The 21130-nt window shown below is 67.3% G+C and carries 24 protein-coding genes; 8 read left to right on the forward strand and 16 right to left on the reverse strand.

Going from position 1 to position 21130, the window contains the following annotated elements; all coding sequences use genetic code 11:
- Window position 1: 1 nt before the first annotated feature.
- Window positions 2-1129, reverse strand: coding sequence for a hypothetical protein (locus tag ACZ50N_RS22770; protein ID WP_464473828.1), 1128 nt, complete (start codon window positions 1127-1129; stop codon window positions 2-4).
- An 87-nt stretch (window positions 1130-1216) separates the two neighbouring features.
- Between ACZ50N_RS22770 and ACZ50N_RS22775 the strand changes: the two genes are divergently transcribed.
- On the forward strand, window positions 1217-2113 hold the full coding sequence (locus tag ACZ50N_RS22775) for an IclR family transcriptional regulator (RefSeq protein WP_464473829.1): 897 nt from the start codon (window positions 1217-1219) through the stop codon (window positions 2111-2113).
- Here the strand turns inward: ACZ50N_RS22775 and ACZ50N_RS22780 are convergent.
- The 6 genes from ACZ50N_RS22780 to ACZ50N_RS22805 form a co-directional block, all read right to left on the reverse strand.
- Complete coding sequence (locus tag ACZ50N_RS22780; protein ID WP_464473830.1) at window positions 2110-4185, reverse strand: RecQ family ATP-dependent DNA helicase; 2076 nt, start codon at window positions 4183-4185, stop codon at window positions 2110-2112. The genes ACZ50N_RS22775 and ACZ50N_RS22780 overlap by 4 nt on opposite strands.
- Before the next feature lie 16 nt (window positions 4186-4201).
- Complete coding sequence (trhA, locus tag ACZ50N_RS22785) at window positions 4202-4876, reverse strand: PAQR family membrane homeostasis protein TrhA (protein WP_082163845.1); 675 nt, start codon at window positions 4874-4876, stop codon at window positions 4202-4204.
- Between the two features lie 128 nt (window positions 4877-5004).
- Complete coding sequence (locus ACZ50N_RS22790; protein ID WP_464473831.1) at window positions 5005-5490, reverse strand: hemophore-related protein; 486 nt, start codon at window positions 5488-5490, stop codon at window positions 5005-5007.
- Between the two features lie 218 nt (window positions 5491-5708).
- Window positions 5709-6755: a 4-hydroxy-2-oxovalerate aldolase gene (gene dmpG / locus ACZ50N_RS22795; protein WP_464473832.1), complete on the reverse strand. Its 1047-nt coding sequence runs from the start codon at window positions 6753-6755 to the stop codon at window positions 5709-5711.
- A complete protein-coding gene (locus ACZ50N_RS22800) occupies window positions 6752-7669 on the reverse strand; it encodes an acetaldehyde dehydrogenase (acetylating) (protein ID WP_464473833.1) in 918 nt (305 codons plus the stop codon). Before ACZ50N_RS22800 ends, dmpG begins: the two co-directional genes overlap by 4 nt.
- Window positions 7670-7679: 10 nt before the next feature.
- Window positions 7680-8465, reverse strand: a complete 786-nt coding sequence (locus ACZ50N_RS22805; protein WP_464473834.1) for a 2-keto-4-pentenoate hydratase — start codon at window positions 8463-8465, stop codon at window positions 7680-7682.
- Between the two features lie 60 nt (window positions 8466-8525).
- On the opposite strand from ACZ50N_RS22805, the gene kstD reads away from it, so the two are divergent.
- Together kstD and ACZ50N_RS22815 are read left to right on the forward strand one after the other, a co-directional pair.
- Window positions 8526-10217: a 3-oxosteroid 1-dehydrogenase gene (gene kstD / locus ACZ50N_RS22810; RefSeq protein ID WP_201778331.1), complete on the forward strand. Its 1692-nt coding sequence runs from the start codon at window positions 8526-8528 to the stop codon at window positions 10215-10217.
- Window positions 10218-10219: 2 nt separating this feature from the next.
- Complete coding sequence (locus ACZ50N_RS22815) at window positions 10220-11080, forward strand: enoyl-CoA hydratase ChsH3 (protein ID WP_048421813.1); 861 nt, start codon at window positions 10220-10222, stop codon at window positions 11078-11080.
- 4 nt (window positions 11081-11084) lie between these two features.
- Here ACZ50N_RS22815 and ACZ50N_RS22820 read toward each other — a convergent pair whose 3' ends face one another.
- A complete protein-coding gene (locus tag ACZ50N_RS22820) occupies window positions 11085-11555 on the reverse strand; it encodes a hypothetical protein (RefSeq protein ID WP_048421814.1) in 471 nt (156 codons plus the stop codon).
- A gap of 116 nt (window positions 11556-11671) precedes the next feature.
- Window positions 11672-12925 (reverse strand): hypothetical protein, encoded by a 1254-nt coding sequence (locus ACZ50N_RS22825; RefSeq protein WP_464473835.1) that lies wholly within the window; start codon window positions 12923-12925, stop codon window positions 11672-11674.
- A gap of 271 nt (window positions 12926-13196) precedes the next feature.
- On the opposite strand from ACZ50N_RS22825, the gene ACZ50N_RS22830 reads away from it, so the two are divergent.
- On the forward strand, window positions 13197-14084 hold the full coding sequence (locus tag ACZ50N_RS22830) for an MPT63 family protein (protein ID WP_464473836.1): 888 nt from the start codon (window positions 13197-13199) through the stop codon (window positions 14082-14084).
- A gap of 33 nt (window positions 14085-14117) precedes the next feature.
- On the opposite strand, the gene ACZ50N_RS22835 is transcribed toward ACZ50N_RS22830, so the two are convergent.
- Complete coding sequence (locus ACZ50N_RS22835; protein ID WP_272868647.1) at window positions 14118-14252, reverse strand: hypothetical protein; 135 nt, start codon at window positions 14250-14252, stop codon at window positions 14118-14120.
- 387 nt (window positions 14253-14639) lie between these two features.
- Here ACZ50N_RS22835 and ACZ50N_RS22840 point away from each other — a divergent pair, with 387 nt between their 5' ends.
- The gene (locus tag ACZ50N_RS22840; protein ID WP_260751415.1) at window positions 14640-15725 is read left to right on the forward strand and encodes an IS630 family transposase; all 1086 of its coding nucleotides are present in this window, start codon (window positions 14640-14642) and stop codon (window positions 15723-15725) included.
- Here ACZ50N_RS22840 and ACZ50N_RS22845 read toward each other — a convergent pair.
- From ACZ50N_RS22845 to ACZ50N_RS22870, 6 genes are all read right to left on the reverse strand, one after another.
- Complete coding sequence (locus ACZ50N_RS22845; RefSeq protein WP_464469932.1) at window positions 15714-16037, reverse strand: hypothetical protein; 324 nt, start codon at window positions 16035-16037, stop codon at window positions 15714-15716. The genes ACZ50N_RS22840 and ACZ50N_RS22845 overlap by 12 nt on opposite strands.
- 166 nt (window positions 16038-16203) lie before the next feature.
- Window positions 16204-16548, reverse strand: a complete 345-nt coding sequence (locus ACZ50N_RS22850; protein ID WP_464469931.1) for a hypothetical protein — start codon at window positions 16546-16548, stop codon at window positions 16204-16206.
- A 526-nt stretch (window positions 16549-17074) separates the two neighbouring features.
- The gene (locus tag ACZ50N_RS22855) at window positions 17075-17293 is read right to left on the reverse strand and encodes a hypothetical protein (RefSeq protein ID WP_443189444.1); all 219 of its coding nucleotides are present in this window, start codon (window positions 17291-17293) and stop codon (window positions 17075-17077) included.
- Window positions 17294-17743: 450 nt separating this feature from the next.
- Window positions 17744-18613, reverse strand: coding sequence for a mechanosensitive ion channel family protein (locus ACZ50N_RS22860; protein WP_260755008.1), 870 nt, complete (start codon window positions 18611-18613; stop codon window positions 17744-17746).
- A gap of 161 nt (window positions 18614-18774) precedes the next feature.
- On the reverse strand, window positions 18775-19254 hold the full coding sequence (locus ACZ50N_RS22865; protein ID WP_260755007.1) for a hypothetical protein: 480 nt from the start codon (window positions 19252-19254) through the stop codon (window positions 18775-18777).
- Window positions 19242-19823, reverse strand: a complete 582-nt coding sequence (locus ACZ50N_RS22870; RefSeq protein WP_260755006.1) for an RNA polymerase sigma factor — start codon at window positions 19821-19823, stop codon at window positions 19242-19244. Before ACZ50N_RS22870 ends, ACZ50N_RS22865 begins: the two co-directional genes overlap by 13 nt.
- A gap of 211 nt (window positions 19824-20034) precedes the next feature.
- On the opposite strand from ACZ50N_RS22870, the gene ACZ50N_RS22875 reads away from it, so the two are divergent.
- Genes ACZ50N_RS22875 through ACZ50N_RS22885 form a run of 3 tightly spaced genes read left to right on the forward strand, consistent with a single transcriptional unit; the run spans window position 20035 to window position 21083 of the window.
- On the forward strand, window positions 20035-20508 hold the full coding sequence (locus ACZ50N_RS22875) for an Asp23/Gls24 family envelope stress response protein (RefSeq protein WP_260755005.1): 474 nt from the start codon (window positions 20035-20037) through the stop codon (window positions 20506-20508).
- Window positions 20509-20817 carry a hypothetical protein gene (locus ACZ50N_RS22880; protein ID WP_260755004.1) on the forward strand — a complete coding sequence of 103 codons (309 nt, stop codon included), beginning with the start codon at window positions 20509-20511 and terminating at the stop codon, window positions 20815-20817.
- Window positions 20814-21083 carry a hypothetical protein gene (locus ACZ50N_RS22885; RefSeq protein WP_260755003.1) on the forward strand — a complete coding sequence of 90 codons (270 nt, stop codon included), beginning with the start codon at window positions 20814-20816 and terminating at the stop codon, window positions 21081-21083. The genes ACZ50N_RS22880 and ACZ50N_RS22885 overlap by 4 nt, the downstream gene beginning before the upstream one ends.
- Window positions 21084-21130 lie beyond the last annotated feature (47 nt).

Genomic DNA, 21130 nt, shown 5'->3' on the forward strand with positions numbered 1-21130 from the left:
GCTATCCCACCATCCTGTAGCCGATCTGCTGCTGGCGCAGAGCTATTCGCGCGCGCCAGTCCTCGGAAGAGATCACGTTGTCCCGGTGGTAGGGCAGCGCGTCGGCGACATCGTCGACGTCCATCACGGCCACCGAGGGGCCGTCGGCCTCGGTCAGGTGCCGAGACACCCGCTGCCACCGGAACTGCAGATAACCCTTGCGATGCCCCAGCGTCTCGATCCAGTTCGTCACGCCCGGGTTCGCATCCGAGACCACGATGCGGATGAAGCCGTCCGGATCCGCCTGCGCCTGCGTGCCGTTCAACGAGGTCTGGTGATTGATGTAGTCCAGTGAGATGTACCAGAGGCTGCCCAGCTGGAATCCCATGTAGGGCGCATCGGAGACCGGCACCGTGATCACCATGGCCTGATCGGGGGCCAGATCGAAATGTCCCACCGACGAGTACTGAGTCGCCAGCCCGCCCGGGGTGAGCCGCGGCGCGACCATCGTGTTCACCGGCAGCGTGTCGTAGAACCACTGCGGGAACTGCAGCCAGGTCTTCACCCGCTGAACCAGCTGCTTGCCCGCGACCGTGAACCGCTTCTCGATCAGTTTGGGTGTCAGCGGTGGCGGCGCGGTGCCCGCGGTGTCGGTACGCGCGATCGCCAGCGTGCCGCGCTGCGCCGACCAGTCGTTGTACACCTCGCGAATCACCAACTGCGCCGGTGACTTCGGGACCACTCGCCATTCGAACGTGCCGTCGGGCGCGATGTCGAGTTCGCGGTCGTCGAAGGCGGTCTCGCTGTCGGGGACGTTGTCGTCGGTGTACTCGCCGCCGAGCATCTGAAAGCTGAGATCGGTCGTCGTGCCACGCCGACCCGTCACCACGTACTCCTGCCCCGGCACGACGCGGGTGCCGAAGTAGAGCGTGTCCGGGTTGTCGAGCCCCATCTTGGTGAACGGACCGGTCCCGCTGTGCAGGAACGGGTGGTCACGGTCGTAGTCGAAGGCCACGTGCGTGCAGGCCGCCACGCATCCGGCGAAGTACTGGAGACCTTCGAGCAGGTCGGCCTCGGATTCGATGAACGGGGCGGCGACGACGAGCGCCTCGGCCTCAGCAATGGCGTCGATCAACGGCTGCGCGTGCACGACTTCGAAACTAGAACGCGTTCTAGCACGAGTCAATATGTCGACCGCCGCGTTCCATATGTGTACCGAAATGTGTACGGTAACGAGGTGCCGCCGACCGCTCGCCGCGTTTCGCCGCCAACCGACCGAGTTGTGGCGATCCTCGACTTCCTGGGTGGGCGGCCGACGGAACGCTTCGGCGTCTCCGAACTGGCGCGCCGGGTCGGCCTCAGCAAGCCCACCTGCCTGGGCATCGTCACCTCACTTGCCGAAGCGGGCTATCTCATTCGCGATCACGCCGACAAGACCTACCGGCTGGGCCCTTCTCTGATCACGCTCGGCCACCGGGCCCAAGAGGCGATGCGCATCAGCCCCGCCGCGCGCGACGAGCTGCGCCGGCTGTCCACCCGGTTCGGCGTCACCGCCGCTTTGTCGGCGGTGGTCGACGACCGCATCACCGTGCTGGATCTCGTCAGCCCGCCCGGTGCGCATCCGGGCGTCGAGGTGGGCCAGAGTTACCCGTTCGCGCCGCCGGTCGGTCTGATGTTCGTGTTGTGGGACGACCACGCTGCGCAGGCGTGGCTGGCCAAGGAGCCGACGATTCCGCTGCGCACCGACACCCAGCGGCTACACCGGGTGATCACCGCCTGCCGGGCCGACGGCTATCTCGTGGAACGCCAGACCCCGGCCGGTCGCCGCCTGTACGCGCTGATGGCCGGCATGTCGGCCACGCTGCCCGACGAACTGCGGGCACTGCTCGGCGAGCTGGTGTCCGACATCGGCGAACGGGTGTCTCTGCGCGAGGACCGGCCGGCCGGCACGCGGCACGACATCAGCGTGATCTCGGCCCCGGTGTTCGACCAGCATCAGCGCCAGGCCATGGTGGCCTCGATGCACATCGGCACGGCGTTGAGCGAACGTGACATCGACGAGCGGGCCCGCGCGGTGGTCGCCGCCGCGGACGCGGTCACCGCCCAGCTCGGCGGGGTGCGCCCCCGGGCCTAGGACGTCGCGGCGAGCGCGAACGGCAGCACGTCCGCGGCGCCCGCCGCCCGGACGACGCGAGCCGCCATCGTCATGGTCCATCCGGTGTCGGTGCGATCGTCGACGAGCAGCACCGGAGTCTCGGGCATCCGGTCGGGCGGCGACCATGCGCCGTGCAGGGCCGCGACCCGGTAGGCCGAGTTCGCGGCGCCCGTGGGTCGGCGACCGGGGGCGTAGGTCAGAGTGCCGAGATCGGTGAGCCGGCCCAGCTCTGCCAGCCGCACCCGCAGGGAGCCGATCAGCTGCGGGTGGGTGACCGAGTCGAGCGCCATCACCGCGGTCGGACGCACCTTCCAGTCCCACGCCGCGAGTACCTTCACCGCCGCGCCGACCACGTCGTCGGGCACCTCCGCGTCGGGTCCGTCGAGCAGCGCGCGCAGGCGTGCGCCCCAGCCGAGATCGGTGAGCCGTCCGACGACGCGGCCGGGCGACGGTCCGTCGCTGATCCGGCCCGACAGTTCGATGCCCAGCTTGGCCAGACCGGTCGGCCACTGCTTGCGCGGCGCCAGCTCCACCCCGGGTCGCATCAGCGCGGCGCGGGTCTGCTCGGCATCCGAGGCCGCGACGTCGCCACTGACGCGCTCACCGGTGCAGTTGTCGCACCGGCCGCAGCGTTCGTCGGGGCTGAGCGTCGGATCGTCGAGTTGGGCGCGGAGGAACGCCATCCGGCAGCGTGGGGTCTTCTGGTAGTCGAGCATGGCCTGCTGTTCGCGACGGCGCGCCTCATCCAACGTCCGGTACCGCTGCTCGTCGTACTCCCACGGCTCCCCGGTGCCGATCCAGCCGCCCTTGACCCTGCGAACGGCGCCGTCGACATCGAGAACCTTGAGCACCATCTCCAGCCGGGAGCGGTTCAGGTCGACCAGCGGCTCCAGCGCTGCGGTCGACAGCGGACGGTCCCCGTCGAGCTCGCGAATCACCTTGCGCACCAACTGTTCCGGAGGAAACGCCAGCGATCCGAAGTAGCGCCAGATATCGGCGTCCTCGTGGCCGGGCAGCAGGATGACCTCGGCGCGCTCGGTCGCGCGCCCGGCGCGGCCGACCTGCTGGTAGTACGCGATCGGCGAGGACGGCGCCCCGAGGTGGACCACGAAACCCAGGTCGGGTTTGTCGAACCCCATGCCCAACGCCGACGTGGCGATCAGCGCCTTGACGCGGTTGCCGAGCAGGTCGGCCTCGAGTTGCTCGCGTTCGGCGGCTTCGGTGGAACCGGTGTAGGCCGCCACTGGATGGCCGCGCTCGCGCAGCAGCGCGGCGACGTCATGAGCCTGGGCCACGGTCAGCGTGTAGACGATGCCCGAGCCGGGCAGATCGCCGAGGTGGGCGGCCAGCCAGGCGGCGCGCTCGGCGGGATTGCCGGCATTGACGACCGACAGGCGTAGAGACTCCCGGTCCAGACCACCTCGCAGCACCAGCGTGTCCCGGCCGCCGACACCGAGCTGAGCGGCGACGTCGGCGACAACTCGGTCGTTGGCGGTGGCAGTGGTCGCGAGCACGGGGACGTCAGCGCCGAGATCGGCGAGAAGGGTGCGGATGCGGCGATAGTCGGGCCGGAAGTCGTGTCCCCAGTCCGAGACGCAGTGCGCCTCGTCCACGACGACGAGACCGGCGTCGCGCGCGAGTTCCGGCAGCACAGAGTCGCGAAAGTCGGGATTGTTCAGTCGCTCGGGGCTGACAAGCAGGACGTCGAGGACCCCGTCGCGGACTCGGGTATGAATCCCGTCCCAGTCGGTCATGTTGCTCGAGTTGATGGTCGCGGCGCGCACGCCGGCCTTCTCCGCTGACGCGACCTGGTTGCGCATCAACGCGAGCAGCGGCGAGACGATGACCGTGGCACCGTGACCGTTGCGACGAAGCAGAGTGGCCGCGATGAAGTAGACCGCCGATTTCCCCCACCCGGTGCGCTGCACCACCAACGCCCGGCGCCGATGCACCACGAGCGCTTCGATCGCCGTCCACTGGTCGTCACGCAATCGCGCACCGGGCCCCGCCAATTGCTCGAGGATCGCCTGCGCGTCGTCTCGGGTCACCATGGTCACCATCGTGCCGTCAGCGGACGACAAGCCAGATGGCGGCGAAGTGGCACGCAGCAGCAGCAGCGGTGAAGGCGTGGAAGAACTCGTGGTGACCGAACGTGGTCGGCCACGGATTGGGCCATCGGACCCCGTAGAGCACGGCCCCGATGTTGTAGAGCACGCCACCGGCCACGAGAAGGGCGACCACCAGGACGCCGGCCCCGTCCAGCAGGACTTCGGCGAACCAGAGGGCGACATAACCCAGCAAGAGATACGGAGGCACGCCGATCCAGCGTGGCGCCGCTGGCCAGCACAGCTTTACGGCGACACCCAACGCCGCTCCGCTCCACACGATCGCCAGCACCTGCACCCCGACGTGGGGCGGCATCGCGAGAAGGGCGAAGGGCGTGTATGTCGCGGCGATGAACACGAAGATCGTCGAGTGATCGAGACGCATCATCCATGTCTCGGCGGCGAGCGACTGCCATGCCACCCGGTGGTAGACCGCGCTCACGGTGAACATCGCCACGATGGCGCATGCGTATATCCCCGCCGCCCACACGGCACGGGACGACGTTGCGATCGCGGCAGACTGCAGAAGGGCAACAGCCCCCGCGACTGCGAGCACGGCGCACCACACGTGGATCCACCCTCGGGCGCGAGGGACGCGAGCGGGATGCAACAGGCCGTCGGTCAGGAAGACTCCGATGTCGCGAGCGGGCCGAACCCTACGGCAGGCCGGGGCAGACCGCTCCGACGCCGCATGAGCCTACCCCGGCAAATGTCACTCACCGTGCCCACGCGACGTGGACACGGTGAGTGATGGGGTCTCTCAGATCACGCGGTTGGCATCTCCGGAGCGGCCGGCATGCCAGCCTCGGCCTCCGGCGCCGGTGTCACCGGGACCTCGGGGGCCTGCTCGGACGCACTCCATACGGCCTGCGCCACGGGTGTCGGCGTCAGCTTCACACCGCAACGGTCCGACAGTGCACTCACTGGCTCGTGGATCGCCTTCAGCTGATCCTGGACCTGCGGATTCTCGGCGAAGTAGGCCATGTACGCCTGGTTGGCCTGCGGCTGCGGCTCGGCCGCGATCCGAGTCAGGGCTTCGTCGGCTTGCGGGTTGGCCGTCAGGAAGGCGCCCTCGGAGGCGGCCGCTGTGCTGACGGTGCCGGCCACGGTGCTGGCGGTGCAGTCCTGCGCCGGCCCGGGCGCAGGCTGCGCACTGGCCACTGGGGCGATGATTGCCGCCGATCCGAAGGCGAGCAGGCCGCCGGCGAACGTGCCGAACAGTGCACGGCGAACGGTGTTAGCGGAAGTCACGAAGAATCACTCCTTTGGGTTTGCGATCAAACGGTCGCAGCCCAATGGCTAGCCGGCAGCCCCGGATGCCAAACACCAGCGGCTGGGGCCCAGCTCACGATCTGCATCGTCCGCGCAGGTCAGACCCAAGGTGTCGGCGGTCAAAAAAATCGCGAGTGCACGGTTTCTGACGAGCCGCCTCTCGTGTTCTGCGCCAGGAACCGTGCGTTCGGCGGCGCTTACTGAGCCGCCGCGTCCATCTCGCGTTTGATTTCCAGGGCGATGTCGATGAGTTGGTCTTCTTGGCCGCCGATGAGTTTGCGTTGTCCGGCCCGGTGCAGGAGCTTGTGGGCGGGCACCCCGTAGCGTTCGGACTGGCGGATGGCGTGTTTGAGGAAGCTCGAATACACCCCGGAGTAGCCCATGATCAGCGCGTTGCGATCCAGCAGGCATTCGGCCGGCATCGCGGGGGCCACGACCTCTTCGGCGGCGTCGGCGATGTCGAAGAAATCGATGCCGGTCTTGACCCCGATCTTGTCGAACACCCCGATCAGCGCCTCCACCGGGGCGTTACCCGCACCGGCGCCGAACCGGCGACACGACCCGTCGATCTGCTTGGCGCCCGCGCGCACGGCCTCGATCGAATTGGCCACGCCCAGGCCCAGGTTCTCGTGGCCGTGGAACCCGACCTGCGCGTCGTCGCCGAGTTCGGCGACCAGCGCTGCCACCCGGTCGGCCACACCTTCGAGGACCAGCGCACCGGCGGAGTCGACGACGTAGACGCATTGACAGCCCGCATCGGCCATGATGCGTGCCTGTTTGGCGAGCTTGTCCGGGGAGATGGTGTGGCTCATCATCAAGAACCCGACCGTCTCCAACCCCAGCTCGCGGGCGAGGCCGAAATGCTGGATCGAGACGTCGGCCTCGGTGCAGTGCGTGGCGATCCGGCAGATCGACCCACCGTTGTTCTGCGCCTCTTTGATGTCTTCCTTGGTGCCCACCCCGGGCAGCATCAGGAACGCGATCTTCGATTCCTTGGCCGTCTCAGCGGCCAGCTTGATCAGTTCCTGCTCCGGGGTTTTGGAGAAGCCGTAGTTGAAGCTCGACCCGCCCAACCCGTCACCATGGGTGACCTCGATGACCGGCACCCCCGCCGCATCCAGCGCCGCGACAATCGCCCCGACTTCATCTTTGGTGAATTGGTGCCGTTTGTGATGCGAGCCGTCGCGCAGCGACGTGTCGGTCATCCGCACGTCCCACATCGGATCGAAATAGATGCCGCTCATGCGTGGCCTCCCGTAGTAGCAGCCAAGACCTCGCGCGCGATTTCTTCGCCGACCTTCGTCGCGGCCGCGGTCATGATGTCCAGATTCCCCGCGTATGGCGGCAGATAGTCCCCCGCACCCTCCACCTCGATGAACGTGGTGACCACATGGGTGCCGCCGTTGACCACCGACGGCTCGTCGAACTGCGGCTCGTTGAGCAACCGGTAACCCGGCACATAGGTTTGCACCTCCGCCACGACCTCGTTGATCGACGCGGTGATCGCGTCGTGGTCGGCATCCTCAGGGATCGCGCAGAAGATGGTGTCGCGCATGATCATCGGCGGATCCGCCGGGTTCAAGATGATGATCGCCTTACCCCGCGCCGCACCACCGATGTTCGACACGCCCGCGCTGGTGGTCTTGGTGAACTCGTCGATGTTGGCCCGGGTGCCCGGACCCGCCGACGCCGAGGACACCGATGCCACGATCTCGGCGTAGGGCACCCCCACCACGCGCGACACTGCGTAGACGATCGGGATCGTCGCCTGCCCGCCGCAGGTCACCATGTTCACATTGGGAGCATCTAGGTGCTCGCGCAGATTCGCCGGCGGAATCACCCCCGGCCCCACCGCCGCAGGCGTCAGATCGATCGCCCGAATACCGGCCTCGGCATACCGCGGCGCGGCATCGCGATGCACATAGGCACTGGTCGCCTCGAACACCATGTCGGGCAACTCATCACGACCCAACAACCAGTCCACACCCTCGTGCGAGGTTTCCAGACCGAGCGTGCGCGCCCGCGCCAAACCCTCACTGGCCGGATCGATCCCGATCATCCACCGCGGTTCCAACCACTCCGACCGCAACAACTTGTACAACAAATCAGTACTGATGTTGCCCGAGCCCACGATCGCCACGGTTGCCTTGTCTGCCATGAGCAGGCTCCTATTCGAAATCCAGTCGTACCGAACCCAATCCGGAAAAATCTGCGACGAAGTGACTGCCCGGGGGTGCGTCGATCGCGCGGGTGCACGACCCCGGCAACACGATGTCGCCGGCCTTCAGCCGGACGCCGAAGCCCTCCACCTTGCGAGCAAGCCACGCCACCGCGGTGACGGGGTTGCCCAGCACCGCATCGCTCCGTCCTTCGGCGACCACGTCGCCGTTGTTCGTCAGCACCGCATCGATGGCCCGGATGTCGATGTCCTTGGGCGAGACCCGCGCCTCCCCCAGTACCCACCCCGCCGAGGACGCGTTGTCGGCGATGGTGTCGCACAGCTTGATCTGCCAGTTCGTGATCCGCGTGTCGATGAGCTCGATCGCCGGCGCGAACGCGGCGGTTGCAGCCAGCACGTCGTCCTCGGTGCAGCCGGCCCCGGGCAGGTCGTCGGAGAGAATGAAGCCGACCTCGACCTCGACCCGGGGGTACAGGAATCGAGCCGATTCGACGGGCCGATCCTCGAAGGCCTCCATGCCGTCGAGCAGATGCCCGTAGTCGGGCTCGTCGACGTTCATCATCTTCTGCATGGCCTCCGACGACAGCCCCACCTTGTGGCCGATCACCCGCGCACCGTCGGCCACCTTGGACCGGATGTTGATCAACTGGATCTCGTAGGCGTCGACGACGTCGATGTCGGGATGGGCGTCGGTGAGAGGTGAGATGGGCTGACGCGTGCGCTCGGCTTCGGCCAGGTCGGCGGCGAGCTTTTCGCGCACCTGCGCGGGCAACATGTGAATTCCCCTCGTTTCGTCCACCGGCACAGTTGTTAGTCGGCCGGGCAATTCTATAACGTGTTCTACATGACCGAGCACGAGTATGACGTCGTCGTGGTGGGCAGCGGCGCCGCGGGTATGGTCGCCGCCCTCACAGCCGCTCATCAGGGTCTCTCGACGATAGTCGTCGAGAAGGCTTCGCACTACGGTGGTTCGACCGCGCGCTCGGGTGGTGGGGTGTGGATTCCGAACAACGAAATCCTGGAACGGGACGGCGTCCGCGACACCCGCGACGCCGCGCGCACCTACCTCCGCTCGATCATCGGCGACGTGGTGCCCGAGGAGAAGATCGACACCTACCTCGACCGCGGTCCAGAGATGCTGTCGTTCGTGCTGAAGCACTCACCCTTGAAGCTGTGCTGGGTGCCCAACTACTCCGACTACTACCCCGAGTCACCGGGCGGTAAGTCGTCCGGGCGGTCGGTGGAACCGAGGCCCTTCGATGCCAAGAAGCTCGGCCCCGACATGAAGGGGCTGGAACCCCCGTACGGCAAGGTGCCCCTCAACGTCGTCGTCATGCAGCAGGATTACATGCGGCTCAACCAGCTCAAGCGTCATCCCCGCGGGGTGCTGCGCAGCCTCAAGGTCGGCGCGCGCACGATGTGGGCGCAGGCCACCGGCAAGAACCTCGTCGGGATGGGTCGCGCGCTCATCGCGCCGCTGCGCGTCGGTCTGCAGAAAGCCGGGGTGCCGGTGCAGCTCAACACCGCGATGACCGACCTCCATGTCGAGGACGGCGTCGTCCGCGGCATCTACGTCCGCAACACCGCCGAACCCGAGAGCGCCGAGCCGACGCTGATCCGGGCCCGGCGCGGCGTCATCCTGGGTAGCGGCGGCTTCGAACACAACGAACAGATGCGGGTCAAGTACCAGCGCGCGCCCATCACCACCGAGTGGACGGTGGGTGCGGCAGCCAACACCGGCGACGGCATCCTCGCCGCCGAGAAGCTCGGCGCTGCGCTGGACGTCATGGAGGACGCCTGGTGGGGTCCGACCATTCCGCTGGTCGGCGCGCCGTGGTTCGCGCTGTCCGAGCGCAACTCCCCCGGCTCGATCATCGTCAACATGAACGGCAAGCGGTTCATGAACGAGTCGATGCCGTATGTCGAAGCGTGTCACCACATGTACGGCGGCCAATACGGACAGGGCCAGGGTCCCGGCGAGAACATCCCGGCCTGGCTCGTCTTCGACCAGCAGTACCGTGACCGCTACATCTTCGCCGGTTTGCAACCCGGACAACGGATTCCGAACAAATGGATGGAGTCCGGCGTGATCGTCAAAGCGGACACGCTCGACGAGCTGGCAGCCAAGACCGGCCTGCCCGTCGACGCCCTGACCGCAACCGTCGCGCGCTTCAACGGGTTCGCCCGCAGCGGCGTGGACGAGGACTTCAAACGGGGCGAGAGCGCCTACGACCGCTACTACGGCGATCCCACGAACAAGCCGAACCCCAACCTGGGCGAGATCAGCCACGCGCCGTTCTACGCCGCCAAGATGGTGCCCGGCGATCTCGGCACCAAGGGCGGCATCGTCACCGACATCAACGGGCGCGCCCTGCGCGACGACGGCTCGGTCATCGACGGCCTCTACGCGGCGGGTAACGTCAGCGCCCCCGTGATGGGCCACACCTACCCCGGCCCCGGTGGCACCATCGGTCCCGCGATGACGTTCGGATACCTCGCCGCGCGGCACCTGGCCGGCAAGGAGTAAGCATGCCCATCAATCTCGACGAAGCGATCGGTGCGGAACTCCCTGCGGTCGAATTCTCCTGGAGCAGCAGCGATGTGCAGCTCTATCATCTCGGGCTCGGCGCGGGCGCCGATCCGATGGACCCGCGCGAGCTGCGCTATCTGACCGACGGCACACCGCAGGTGCTGCCGACCTTCGGCAATGTCGCGCAGAGTTTCCACATGACCGAACCGCCCGCGGTGAAGTTCCCCGGCATCGACATCGAGCTGTCCAAGGTGCTGCATGCCAGCGAGGCGGTGACCGTGCCCGGTCCGATCCCGCCGTCTGGGACGGCCACCGCGGTCACCCGGTTCACCGAGATCTGGGACAAAGGGAAGGCGGCGGTGATCTGGTCGGAGACCGAGGTCACCGACACTGCGGGCACGTTGCTGTGGACGCAGAAGCGATCGATCTTCGCCCGCGGGGAAGGCGGCTTCGGGGGCGACCGCGGCCCGTCGGGATCGTCCGAGGCACCCGATGGCGCACCTGATGTCGAGCTGACGCTCCCCACATCGCCGCAGCAGGCGCTGCTCTATCGGATGTGCGGTGATCGCAATCCGCTGCATTCGGACCCGGAATTCGCTGCGGCAGCGGGCTTTCCGCGGCCGATCCTGCACGGTCTGTGCACCTACGGCATGACCTGCAAGGCGTTGGTCGACAATCTGCTCGACGGCGACGTGGCAGCCCTGAAGTCATACGGCGCGCGGATGGCCGGTGTCGTGTTCCCCGGTGAAACGCTGAAGGTCAGCGTCTGGAAGGACGCCGGTGCCTACCGCGCGGTGGTCACGGCGCCCGAGCGCGATGACGCCGTGGCGCTGGCCGGCGTGGAGTTCGTGCCGGCCTGATCCTCTACCGGCACAGCTCGTCGATCTTGGTGGCGGTGTCCTGCGCGCTGGTCTGCCGCTGGGCCTGGGCCGGATCGTTGCCGGGAGCACCGGCGAGCTGACCCATCCCGATGTAGGTCAGGTCGTTGGCGAACGACCTGACCGCGTCGGCCAGATCGCCGGGCACAGCGGAGTTCAGCCGTGACAGCAGGAACTCCCCACCACCGAGCGTGGCGAGACGCGCATTCGCGGCCACTGCCTGACGGGCGACCTTGTCGGTGCCCAGATCCGCGTTCGTCTGCAACGACACCGCATTGCGCACGGTCGTGAACGCCTGACAGATCTCGGTCTTGGCGTCGCCGCTCGACGAGGCGCCTGCGGCGTTCGCGCTATCCGTCGGCGACGGGCGCAACAGGCCCCACGCGGCGAGGGCAAGAGCGATCACGGCGACGACGAGCGCGGCCGGGGCCATCCACGCCGGTTTGGTGTCAGACATGCCAGCGATGATAGCTCATGCGAATCGCGTTGATTCGCAGACACTTTCAAGAATCGCACGAGAACACGGGCGTCGACGACGTGTCGACGCCCGTGCCTGCGTGGTCGCGCGTACTTCTAGGGGGTGGAAGCAGGGGTGCTGCCGGCGCCCTTGGTGCCGTCCTTACCGGACTTGCCGAAGAAGCCACCCGAACCGGCGCCACCACCGTTGCCGCCGGTGCCCTTGCCGGTCGCCGAGGTACCGTTGCCGCCCTTGCCGCCGTCGCCGCCATTGCCGACGATGCCGGTCGCGCCACCGCCGGCGCCGCCACTGCCGCCGGTCGCGTCTCCTGCGCCGGCAGTGGCGTTTCCGCCCGCACCGCCGCCACCGGCCTGCCCGTTCTTGGTGCCGCCCCCGGCGCCACCCTTGCCGCCGAAGGTGTCGTTGTCGTTGTTGCCGGTCGCGTCGCCACCCTTGCCGCCGGTGCCGCCCGTGCCCAGCTCCGAAGTGCCGCCGGATCCACCGGCGCCGCCGACGGCGATCTCATCGGTCCCGGAGGTGGTCGCGCCGCCGCCATCGCCGCCGTTGCCGGCGGTCACGCTGCCGACCTCACCGCTGTCGCCACCGGCGCCGCCCTTACCACCCTGCGCGGAGCCGTTCGCCGAGGAGGCAGTGCCGCCGTTGCCGCCGTTACCACCCTTGCCGCCCCACCGGCCGCCGCTGCCACCGGCGCCGCCGTTACCGCCGAAGGCGTTGTTGACCGCGGATTCGTCCTTGTCCTTGGTGGCCGGGTCATCGACGACGTTCGCGGTGTTGTTGATTCCCTTGCCGCCGTTGCCACCGTTACCGCCGTTGCCGCCGAACTTGCCGCCTTCGCCGCCTGCGCCACCCGCGCCGCCGTTGCATGCGGAGCCGGTGCAGCCTTCTTTCGCGTCGACGCCGTTGCCGCCGTTGCCGCCGTTGCCGAACCACTTGCCGGCATTGCCGCCGCTGCCGCCGTTGGCACCGTCGCCACCGTTGCCGCCCAAGAGACCGGCGTCACCGCCATTGCACGCAGTGCCGGTGCAGTCGGCAGCTGCGTCGACGCCGTCGCCGTAGAGCCAGCCGCCCGTACCGATCATCGGCCGCAGCGCAGGCCGCGCCGGATCGGCAGACGTGTCGGCCGCGGCGACCTTCTTGTCGTTGTGGGAGCCGGCCTGCTGCCACCAGAGCACGTCCTCGTCGTTGACGAGTTGGATCTGATGCGTCACCGGCGCCGGCGCGGCGTCGTAGTCCAGCATCAGCGTGCCGATGCCGGCCATGGCGGCGCTGGTGACGCCCGCGGTGACCCCGGCCGCGAGGTAGGTGCGCACCGACATCGACCGTGCGCCGCTCTTGGAGTGCTTGCCCATGAAAACTGATCCCCTGTTCGTGATCGAATCCCCGTCAGCCGGGGACACTAGTCCTTCGAAAGCCTGCGCAGACATCAAACTCGCGATTTGCTGCTCATGGTCGTGTCGGCATGCCGGGCACGCACGGTGACGATAGCCCAGTTCCGCTGTCTGCTAAGGCCGGAGCCGTCTCGTCGAACAAATTGGTGCACTGGACCCGTGTGGGGAGCTGTTAGGTTGCTCGTGAGGTGTATCTCGCTGCTCGCTCAAGGAAAATCGGGAGGACAATCCAGTGAAATTCAAGCCCGCAGTGATCGCTGCCGCCGCAGCGGCTGCGCTCGGCGTCTCCGGGGCACCGATCGCGTCGGCCGACGCGGAGGTCCAGTATCTCGGCCAGCCCGGCGAACTCGTCAACGGCAGCGTCGTTCAGCACTGGACGGTCACCGGTCTCAAGCCCAGCAGCGACATGATTCCCTATCAGCCTGCGGGCACGCTGTGGGAAGCCACCGCCACCGACGAGGCGATCGCCGGCTCGGTCACGCCCATCGTGTCCAACCTGAACGCGCGGGCCCGCAACGGCGACACCTATCGGGTGCTGTTCACCGTGGCCACTCCGCAGGGTGTGAACCCGTCGACGCTGGCGCAGGGCGAGAAGACCACCGGCAAGATCTACTTCGATGTGACGGGCGAAAAGCCCGACAGCGTCTTCTATTCCGACGGCGACCCCGAGCAGGTGTTGCTGTGGGTGGAGCCGCCGCCACCAGCTCCTGCGCCCGCGACGGGCGGATACAGCGCCCCCGCATCGTCGGGCTCGTCGTCGGCGGGCACCGCCGAGACTGCCGCGCCTGACACCGCGACGACGTCGACGCCGCCGACCCCCGGCGCGGCACCGGCCTCGGCCACACAGACGCCCACTCCTGTTCCTGCGGGCAGCGCCGGTACTCCGCTGCCGGAGGGAAGCTCCGGAACCCCGCTGCCGGCTGGCAGCGCGGGGACACCCATGCCCGCCGACATGGCTCCGGCCAGCCCCGCGCCGGCCAGCCCGGCACCGGTGCCCGCGGCGGTGACCCCTGCGCCGCAGGGCAGCTCGGGCACGCCGCTTCCGGCGGGCAGCAGCGGTACCCCCGCTCCGATGCAGAGCCCGGCCACGACCACCGTCGTGATCCCGCCACCGTCGTAGCCGGCTCACGCACCTGGTGGGCCGGCAGCACTCTCAGGAGTGTGATGCCCACCAGGTGTACAGCTGCACCATGTTCGGGCCAGTCGGTCCGGACTGCACCTGGCTGACCAGCAGATCGGCGTCGGTGCTCCAGCCGACCGTCGGCTTGCTCTGCTGGAATCCACACACCAGCGTCCCCGCGGTTTGTTGCGGAGTTGCGTTGCGGCGCCACGGACCGGGCGTTCACTCACCCACTCGACAGTTGTCGACGGATCTACCACGATCGCCTGATATGCGAGACAGAACGGGACAGCGGCTGGAATCAGGGGATCCGCCTCTGCGATGTGCGGGCCGTGCGAAAGACCGGTTCAAACGCGGTGACTGGGCCTCAGCGTGACTGACGTCTTCCCCTGTCGCGCGTAGGTCTGGCTCGCGATTCCCGTTCCATAGTCAGTTAACTCAGGTCCATCAGCGAACGTGACTTCACTTCGAGCCTGATCCGCGTGATCGAACGCGGTGGATCAAAAAGCCTAGTGTCCTGAGTCATTAATTGCGATCTAGTTGTTAGACTGGGTTGTGCCGACACCTCATGCCGCGAAGATTGTCTTGACCACTGACGAGCGGGCCGAGTTGGAGGGGTGGGCGCGGCGACGATCCAGTGCCGCGGGTCTGGCGATGCGGGCTCGAATTGTGTTGGCAGCCGCCGACGGTGGCTCCAACACCGAACTCGCCGATCGGCTGGAACTGTCGATCGGCACGGTGCGGCGATGGCGCAACCGGTTCGTCGAATTACGTCTAGACGGGTTGGTTGACGAGCCTCGCCCGGGTCGTCCGCGGGTCGTCGGCGACGACCAGATCGAAGCGTTGATCACCAAGACGCTGGAGACCACCCCGCCGGATGCCACTCATTGGTCGACCCGCTCGATGGCCGCTCATTTGGGGTTGAGTCAGTCGATGGTGTCGCGGGTCTGGCGAGCGTTCGGACTGGCTCCCCACAAGCAGGACTCATGGAAGCTATCGAAGGATCCGCTGTTCGTGGCCAAAGTCCGCGATGTCGTCGGCCTGTACCTGGACCCGCCGGAGCGGGCGCTGGTGCTCTGCGTGGATGAGAAGACGCAGATCCAGGCCCTTAATCGCACCCAGCCCGTGTTTCCGATGCTGCCCGGAACCCCGGCGCGAGCCAGCCACGACTACGTCCGCCACGGCACCTCCAGCTTGTACGCCGCCCTCGACCTGACCACCGGCAAGGTCATCGGCGCGCTGCACTCCCGGCACCGGGCCACCGAGTTCCTGGCCTTCCTCAAGAAGATCGATGCCGAAGTTCCCGACGATCTCGATGTGCATCTGGTCCTCGACAATGCCTCCACACACAAGACGCCTGCGGTGAAGCGTTGGCTGGCAAGCCATCCCAGATTCGTCCTGCACTTCACCCCGACCAGCTCCTCGTGGCTCAATCTCGTCGAGCGCTGGTTTGCCGAGCTGACCACCAAGAAACTGCGCCGCTCCACTCACACCTCGGTGCGGCAACTCAACGCCGATATCCGTGCCTGGATCGACACCTGGAACGACAACCCCAAGCCTTACGTCTGGACTAAGACCGCCGACCAGATCCTGGCAAGCATCGCCAACTACTGCAACCGAATTAATGACTCAGGACACTAGACCGCCTGTTGTCAGCACGGCCACTGCTGCCGCGGCGCTGACGATCACGGCGTGTCGGCGCTTCTCAACGATCATCGCTGCGCACTGGTTTTCGTAGTCCGTGGCAATGAAGCGATCAGGGCTGCTGTCGTTCAGGCGCCGATTATAGTCGTCGGCAGCTTCCGCGGCGGCACTGTCTGCCCGCAGCGCATCGCCGCATGCAATCGGCCGCCCGAGGTGATCCGCACTGGCTAACTGGATCGGCGTACTGAGCGCGATCGCCGCGCCGACTGTGATTGCCAGCGCGCTGCCGATGGCCAGCACCCACCGCAACGGATCATCCCTTCTGTCTCTTGAATGGTCGCGACAACCAACCAGCGTGATGGCGGCCGAACGCGCACGACGTAGTTAGCTTCTCTCCGCGTTGGCTTTGCCGGCCACCCGCAATCCCCTCCTCGTTGAGACGGCCGTGATCTCCGGTACTACCAATCAGGTTGTGCTAACCATGTTCGTCCAGGAAGGTGTCATAGGCTGCGGCGATGATCTGGGCGCTGGCGTCGGGGTGCTCGGCGGCAATAAGCGCTACCGCAGCTAAGGTTCGCGGCCCCAGGTCGATGGCGCACTCGGGTGGCCGACCCACGACGAGGGCAGTGTTGAGGGCGGTTTGGAAGCGCTGCCGTAGTGCAGGCAGCAGGGGATCGACGCCGCTGGAATGACTCAAACGGTCGAGCCTTCCGGCGAACACCCTCGCGATCCACTTTCCGTTGGCGACGAAACGTCGGCGCGTTGTCGAACTTGCCGGCGGATTCCGTTCAACGCGCCGTCTTCTGTAGTTGCCTGCCACGACAGATGCGGATACGAATCGCACAACCCGAGGTACATCCAGGAATCAGCTGACCATAGAACTCGGTAAACCACGCCCTGGTCGTCAGCAGTCTCGCTCACCACTGACCAGTCAGCGTCGCGATCAACCCGCAGGGCGCGTCCCCTCGGGGAGCGACTCACCGCGAGTCCTTCGGGGTGCCCACATCACCCTCCTGATAGCAGAGCCGACGTCAATTAGCGACGGCCGACAATCTCGCCTCGGCAAACACTTGGACCCGATTCAAACACCAACACTTGAAGGTTGCAAAACGGCCAGGCTCCCCGGTCGCGTGGCTGACGTACTCGCTGGCCACTCTCGGTGGCGCGCTGGGTGCTGGATTGGAGACCGATGAGGTCGTGCGCGAAGCTGCCTACACCTAAGGCGGCGACGCAGACATCGTCGCCGACGCGGCCCGAGCGCGGTAGCGTGCCACTGCCACTACGTGAGGAAGACAGCGACCCGGCGTTTCGGCGAAGGTTGCACGGCCTGTCTGACGCTGGGCGATTCAGATCGCGGGATTCTCGTAACCGGCAGGCTTGTCGTCACCGGGACCGGCTAACGACTGGCGGCGACGTTGGCGGCGCGCCCACACCACCGCGACGGACACGATGACCACACCCAGCAGTATCGCGGTCTCAGGGCGCCCTGAGGTGCTGCGCACGCCGCGGCGGCGGGCCGCCGGCCGGCGCAGCCTGCGGCGAGCGCGGGTGGTGACGAGTGGCATCGGCCTGGACACTAACATCCTGCTTCCTTAGCGGCTTGCGCTCAGCGGGCGTCTTGCGGTGAACCGTAACCCGGCTATCCAATTCCAGCGCGTCCGCGGTACAGATGCGGTGCGGCGAGTCCGAACCTGAGCAGCAGGCCGACGGTGCCCCAGCAGCGCCTCCGGGCGGCCGCGCACGCGGACAGGCGGCAGCGAGTTTTCGCTGCACCGGCTATGGCTGGCACTTGTTCGTCATCGCCGCTGGATCGGGCATCAGCCTGTGTGGGCGTCTCGATGAGCGCGTCGGTGATTCGGTGTGCGACGGCGTCGCCGGCCGCTGCCCCCACCTGACGGCCCGCTCGCCGTGAGCGACCCAGACGCCGTGCGGGTGGCGTCTGGGTCGCTGTTGACGAATCGTCGGCCCTAGGCTGCACCGGAACCAGCGCCGCACAGGTGGATTCGGAGCAGCGGTCAGTACCCCTGCCGCGGGGGCGGATTGGTGCCGTAGGGCGGTTGCTGCTGCGCTGGGGGTGGGTAGCCGGGCTGCTGGTAGCCGTGGGGCGGCTCACCGCCCGCATGGGCGTGTCGCTGCCCGGAGGGGCCGTCGTAGGAGCCCGGCGCTGCTGCCCCGACCTGACCGGGTTGCTGCGGAGGCATCGTGCCGTGCGGGGAGGACACCTTGTCGCGGACGTTACGACTTTCCTGCTCGGCTTTGTTGAGGTAGTCCTCCCAGCGGTGCTGCATCGGTTTGATCAGGCCGCCGCCGACCCCGACGACCAGGATGCCGCCGATCGTGCCCAGGACCGCGACCAGCACCGGCAAGGTGACTGTCAGCGCGATGCCGATCTGGTTGAGCGCGGCGATGATTCCCAGGCCGAGGATGAACACGCTGGCGATGTTGGCCAGCATTCTGCCGTAGGACAGTCCACTGAGGCTGTTGGACAACAGATCTCGCACCGCGGCGGCGATCGCCGAGGCCACCACCACGATGATCAGAGCAACGAACAGTTTGGGCAGGAACGCGATCACTCCGCTGAGCAGTTCGCTGATGGGGTTGGGGCCGAACACCCCGAACGCCAGTTGCAGCACGAACAGCACCAGCGCGTAGTAGACGATCTTCCCGGCGATGGTTGACGCGTCGTATCGGCTGTTGGCCAGGGCGCGTTTGACTCCGCCGCGTTCCACCGCGCGGTCGAACCCGACCCGTTCCAAGATTTTGTCGACCGCCTTGGAGATCAGTTTGGCCACGATCAGCCCGATGATCAGGATCAGCAGGAAGGCCACCAGTTTGGGGGCGAAGGTGGCCACCGAGCGCCACATGTCGTTCAGAGCGTCCCTCATATACACGTCCATTCCCTAGAGAGCCACGTTGCGCGGCAGCCAATAGCGAAAGTCGTCGTAGTCTCGGCGTTTTACGAAAACCGGGGCACGTGACGTTCGGCGGAGTCAATTCCCTAATTTCTACGCAGGGAAACTCGCTCTTTTGGCTCGAGGGTGGCGCGCTATTCGGCGAGCGGGTTGCCCCGGACGATGTCGATGACGGCGACGTCGATCTGGTGCCCGAGGGCGGCCACTCCGAGAAGGTCGTCGAGGATGCCGGCGGCGAGGTCGCGGACGTGGTCGGCGACCTCGGTGAGCCGGTTGCCGTAGCGGCCGGTGATCGCGACACTGATGCGCTGCAGGTCGGTGCCGTCGAGGTGGACGTCGACGGCGGCAGGGGCGCAGATCTGATCGACGCGCAGTGCTGCGGCCAGGGCGGCGCGGATGACCAGATCGCTGACCGCGATGCACCCTGGCAGCGGCGGCTGCTGGGGGTCGGGGTCCTCGGCGGTCACCGGCCAGCCGGAGCGGGGGGTGTTGCGGACTGCGGCGATCACGGTGTCGGCGATGCGATCCCAGCCGGGTTCACCCAGCTCCCGCAATGCTTGTCCGGCGCGCGAGAGCAGTACGCCGAGCGGGTCGTCCCCGTTCATTGCTGCCATCGCTGCATCCTTCGTCGAAGAGTTGATTGAGCCCGGTGGTGATGTCCGCGCGCCGCCCCGGGACTCAAGTTCAGGGTCACGCCGATCTGGGGGAACGTCAAGCCGTCGATCTCCCGCAACACCCACACCGCGCGTTGACGGACCGGTAGCTCGGCCAGCGCACGTTCCAGGGCCTCGAGAAACTCGGTGTTGGACAACACGATCGCCGGATCTCGGGCCGCCGATGGATCGATGGGGTCGATGAGGCGGTCATCGATCGGTTCGGCGTAGCGCACTCGGCGTGAGTCGATGATCTTGCGGTCACAAATGCGGAACAGCCACGTCTTGAGGGCCGCTTCACCGCGGTAGTTGTCGATTTGACGCCAGGCGGCGACGAACGTCTCCTGGACCACGTCATCGACCCCGTCGCGGTCGCTGATCATGCGCCGAACATAACCGTAGAGCAGCGGGCCGTAGCGGTGCACGATCGTTTCGAACGCCGCGCGTTCACCCAGGGCGGCGGCCGCCGCCAGGGTGCGGTCACCCAGGTGCGTTGCCGCCGAGAGCGTTTCACGGGGTGGGGTGTCCACCAAGCCGTGACCTCCTCCCGAAAGCCGGCTCGCGGCGCGAGGTGAACCAGCCACACCCGCACAAGGGCTGAGACAAAACCTTTCACGCGCACCCGAAAAATCGGGTACATGTGTTCTACATCACAATCGTGCGGTCGGACGTGCACTTCGGTGATGCGGCCCCGTCTACGCCCATGTACCCCAGACGAGAATTGTGAAAGGAACCGTGCCCATGACGAGCACCCAGCCCCCCGCCACCGCGCCGAAGTCCCCGGCCGCGGCCGCCAGCGAAACCGCCCTGACCACGTCGCACGGAAAGACCACGATCGCCGACACGGTGGTCTCCAAGATCGCCGGCCTGTCCGCGCGCGAAGTCCACGGCGTCTACGACCTGGGCGGCGGCGCGCAGCGCATCGTCGGCCAGCTCCGTGAGCGCATCCCCGGCGCCACCGTCAACCACGGCCAGGGCGTGTCGGTGGAGGTCGGCGAGAAGCAGGCGGCGATCGACATCGACATCGTCGCCGAGTACGGGGTCGCGATCACCGATCTGGCCAGCGGGATTCGCCGCAACGTCATCGCCGCGATCGAGAAGATGACCGGCCTGGAGGTCACCGAGGTCAACATCACCGTCAACGACGTGCACGTCGAGGACGACAGCGACGACGACACCAGCACCGACAGCAGCCGCCCGGCGCGGGTTCAGTAAGTGACCGAGGGGTATGCGGCGACGCCGGCACCGCAGGAGCCCGCCGACCGGCTCGCCGCCGCGGTGCTGGCGGTTCCCGGCGTCGCCGCGCTGCACCCCGGCATGTTCGGCGAGGTCGGCACCTACCTACCGGGACGGCGCGTCGCCGGCATCCGCATCACCGACAACGTCGTCGACGTCCACATCGTCGTGGTGTTCGGCGTCGCGGTGCGCGACACCGCCGCCGCGGTCCGCGCCACCGTCAGCGCCCGGCATCCCGGCGCCGAGGTCAACGTCACCGTCGAAGACGTCGCCCCCGCCCCATCATGACCGACACCCCGCCGGGCGGGCAGCACGTGGCCGCCGACCGCGACCGCCACAGCGCTCGGCGCGCGGCAGCCTGGGCGCACCATCCCGATCGCGGCGGCTCCGCAGCAGACCTCATCGCCGCGCTGGCCGAGATCGACCGCCAACCCGACGGCGGACCACCCCCGGAGGTGGTGCTGATCATCCGGCGGTCGCGGCGCGCACGACTGCACCGCTGGCTCCGTCAGTGGCGGCGCCGACACACCAGCCGCCGCTACTTCACCCTCTAACGCCCCGACTGCTCTGTCTGACAACGACTTCCACCATGTGAGAGGAC

The sequence above is a fragment of the Mycolicibacterium obuense genome, assembly GCF_055397605.1.